Origin of the sequence: Lelliottia nimipressuralis, assembly GCF_004115925.1 — a bacterium.
In the GTDB taxonomy this organism is placed as follows: domain Bacteria; phylum Pseudomonadota; class Gammaproteobacteria; order Enterobacterales; family Enterobacteriaceae; genus Enterobacter; species Enterobacter nimipressuralis.
The window spans coordinates 1-2,828 of record NZ_SDDX01000036.1; the positions used below are offsets into that span (position 1 = coordinate 1).

The 2,828-nt window shown below is 46.7% G+C and carries 1 protein-coding gene; it reads left to right on the plus strand.

Annotation, left to right across the window (positions count from 1 at the left end):
* Positions 1-85 precede the first annotated feature (85 nt).
* A partial coding sequence (locus ETG88_RS21735; RefSeq protein WP_164971835.1) for an Ig-like domain-containing protein occupies positions 86-2,828 on the plus strand: 2,743 nt, incomplete at its 3' end.

The following is a 2,828-nucleotide window of genomic DNA, read 5'->3' on the forward strand; positions in this document are numbered from 1 at the left end:
GACCAGTAAAAACACCACCTTTATCGCGGACGCAACGACGGCGGAGATCATAGACGCGAATCTGATCATCGATCCGGACGGCGCTGTGGCTGACGGTGTGGCGAAGAACGGCGCTACAGCTACAGTAACGGACGCGAATGGCAATGTTGTGCCTGGCGTGGAAGTTAACTTTACCATTGCAGATGGAGCGGTAATTAATACGGTCCAGGGGACCACGGATGAGGACGGGATTGCTATTGCTGAGATGACCAGCATTCAATCTGGAAGCTTTAAAGTGAAAGCGAGCGTTGCAGGAGGCTCAGCATCATTTGGAGAAAAAACTACACGCTTTGTTGCAGATGAATCCACTGCGGAGATAAAACTCGCCCATATGGGGGACAGTACAACCTACTTTGCCGGTAGTCGGGCAAACTTCACGGCGACTGCCGTTGATGCCAATGGCAATCTGTTATCGGATGCAGAGTTTGAAGTCAGTGCGACAGGAAGTGAAAACACAGTTGCTGAAATCCTTACCCTGACCAATGGTGTGGCCACGCTCTTCGTTTCCGATACTAAGGTCGGAGATGTAGTGTTGAACGTGAGCCTGAAAGATAAGCCGGAAGTTAATGCCAGCTCCGGAGTTACGTTTACTTTGAATACGTCCGCAGCCCTGCATGTAAGGAATTTTATCGTAGTTGAAAATAATGCTTTATCTGGCCTGCAGGGGGAGAACGTACTTACCTTCGACGTTACCGATAATTATGGTAATACTCTGCCAAAAACGGACAACGCCGGCTATGAACAACTTCTGAATGTAAGGCTGGTATTGAGTGCAGGAGAAGCGAGTCATACTCTGCGCCGCATTGACGATACTAAGTTTGAATTGCGGATTAAGGCATCTCACTATGGGTTAGTTCAGGCTTACCTGGATAATTGCTATGACAGGGATGAAAGTGAGCAGTGGAATTCTAACATCCGGGCCAACAAAACCTCTACTTTTGACCCTCTACAGGCACTGTTTGTTGTTGTCAACGACAGCAAGGCAAACGGAATAGACGAGAATGTTGTCAAAGGCAGGGTATATACAGGCACAGAAGGTCCAGAGGCGGGACCGGGTAAAAGTGGGGCAAGCTGTTACTTTAAGGCAGACAATGATGCAGTTCTGGGTCAAATCTCAAAAACAGACAGTGAGGGTTATTGTTCTGTTAGCGTGAAAAATACGAAAACAGGATTAACGAGAATTACTTTTACCGTATTCGGCGAGCGTCATCCGATTTCTACGGATGTGAATTTCACCAATGCTGCAACCATTCTGGATAACGACCTTCACGTCGCCCCGGATAATGCAGTGGCCAATGGAACTGACAAAATTATTGTCACCGCCAACGTCACTGACGGTAACGGAACTGCAGCAGCTGGAGAAGAGGTTAGCTTCAGCGTAGAAGATGGCCCTGTGGTGACTGTCATTAACGGAACATCAGATGCTGAGGGTAAAGCGATTGCTGAACTCACCAGCACTGCTGCCGGAACCTTCAGGGTTACAACTTCCGTAAATGGAAATGGGGTATCGAAGAATGCAACTTTCATTGCAGATAAAACGACAGCAGCTATCGAACTGACGCGCACAGATGTGCAGGAAACCTATGTTGCTGGTACCCGTATTGGATACACCGTAGTAGCGAAGGATGCCAACGGAAACATCATTACCGATGCTGAATTTGACGTGCATGCAGAAGGGGGCAGCGCAGCGTCAGCAAGCGTAACAGCAAACAATAATGGTGTTGGTATTCTGTCACTCTACGACACGCGTGCAGGTGAGACGAAACTGACTGTAACATTGGCTAATAATGCTGAAGTTGCTGCAGATGACACGGTTACATATGTACCTGATGAAAGCAGTTCAAAAATTTCAAATATGACAGTAGTCAAAGATTGGGCATTGGCTGCATTTCTTGAAGAAAATATTGTCACATTCGATGCGACAGATACATATGGGAATGTAATCCCAAGTGTTGATACAGATGCTTTTCGCGTAACTGTTGCCCCACCGACAGGAGGCCGTACTGACTGGAGGATTAACAAGCTTGAAAGCGGGAGTTTTGAGATCCGAGTTAAAGGGGATATTTCTAACAGTCATTATATAGTGGGAGTCACTTACGGCGACGTAGCTGGTTCGCGCGTGACCGCAAATGTTTGGTTTGCTGGTATTCTCGCGCCATTATCAATTGAAGAAAATAATGCTCCGGCTAACGGTCAGTCAAAGAATGTCATTAAAGGACGTATTTATCATGGGCTTGAGGGACCAAATGGAAGCTTAGGGCCTAGATTAGTTAGATTGAACTTTAAAGCAGATAATGGGGCTATCCTTACTGCTGTGCCAGGTTCTGATATTTACGGCGGTAATGGTACAAACAGCCTAACAATATGGTCAGACAGTGCTGGTTATGCCGGCGTGGAAGTAACAAATATCATCCCAGGTGATGTGACTGTAACTATGACTGAGCTTTCCCAAGGCACAACTCAGTCTGAGCGCACGACGATTAACTTTGAGCCAGTTGTTGAGTTGAAGGACGGAAATGTTGTTATCGATCCAGATAATGCACCGGCAGATGGCGTAAGTAAAAACGTTGTCACTGCGACTGTCACCGATCAGAGCGGAAGTCCTGTATCTGGAGCGGAAGTAAGCTTTGAAGTGGAGGAAGGTCCAGTATTGTCAGTTGTTAACAGAACTACTGGCACTGATGGTAAAGCTGTCGCAGAGCTAACAAGTCTGCAAAAGGGTGTATTCAATGTCACAGCTAAAGTTAACAATAGCGAAGTGACTAAACCTGCTACCTTTATCAGCGATG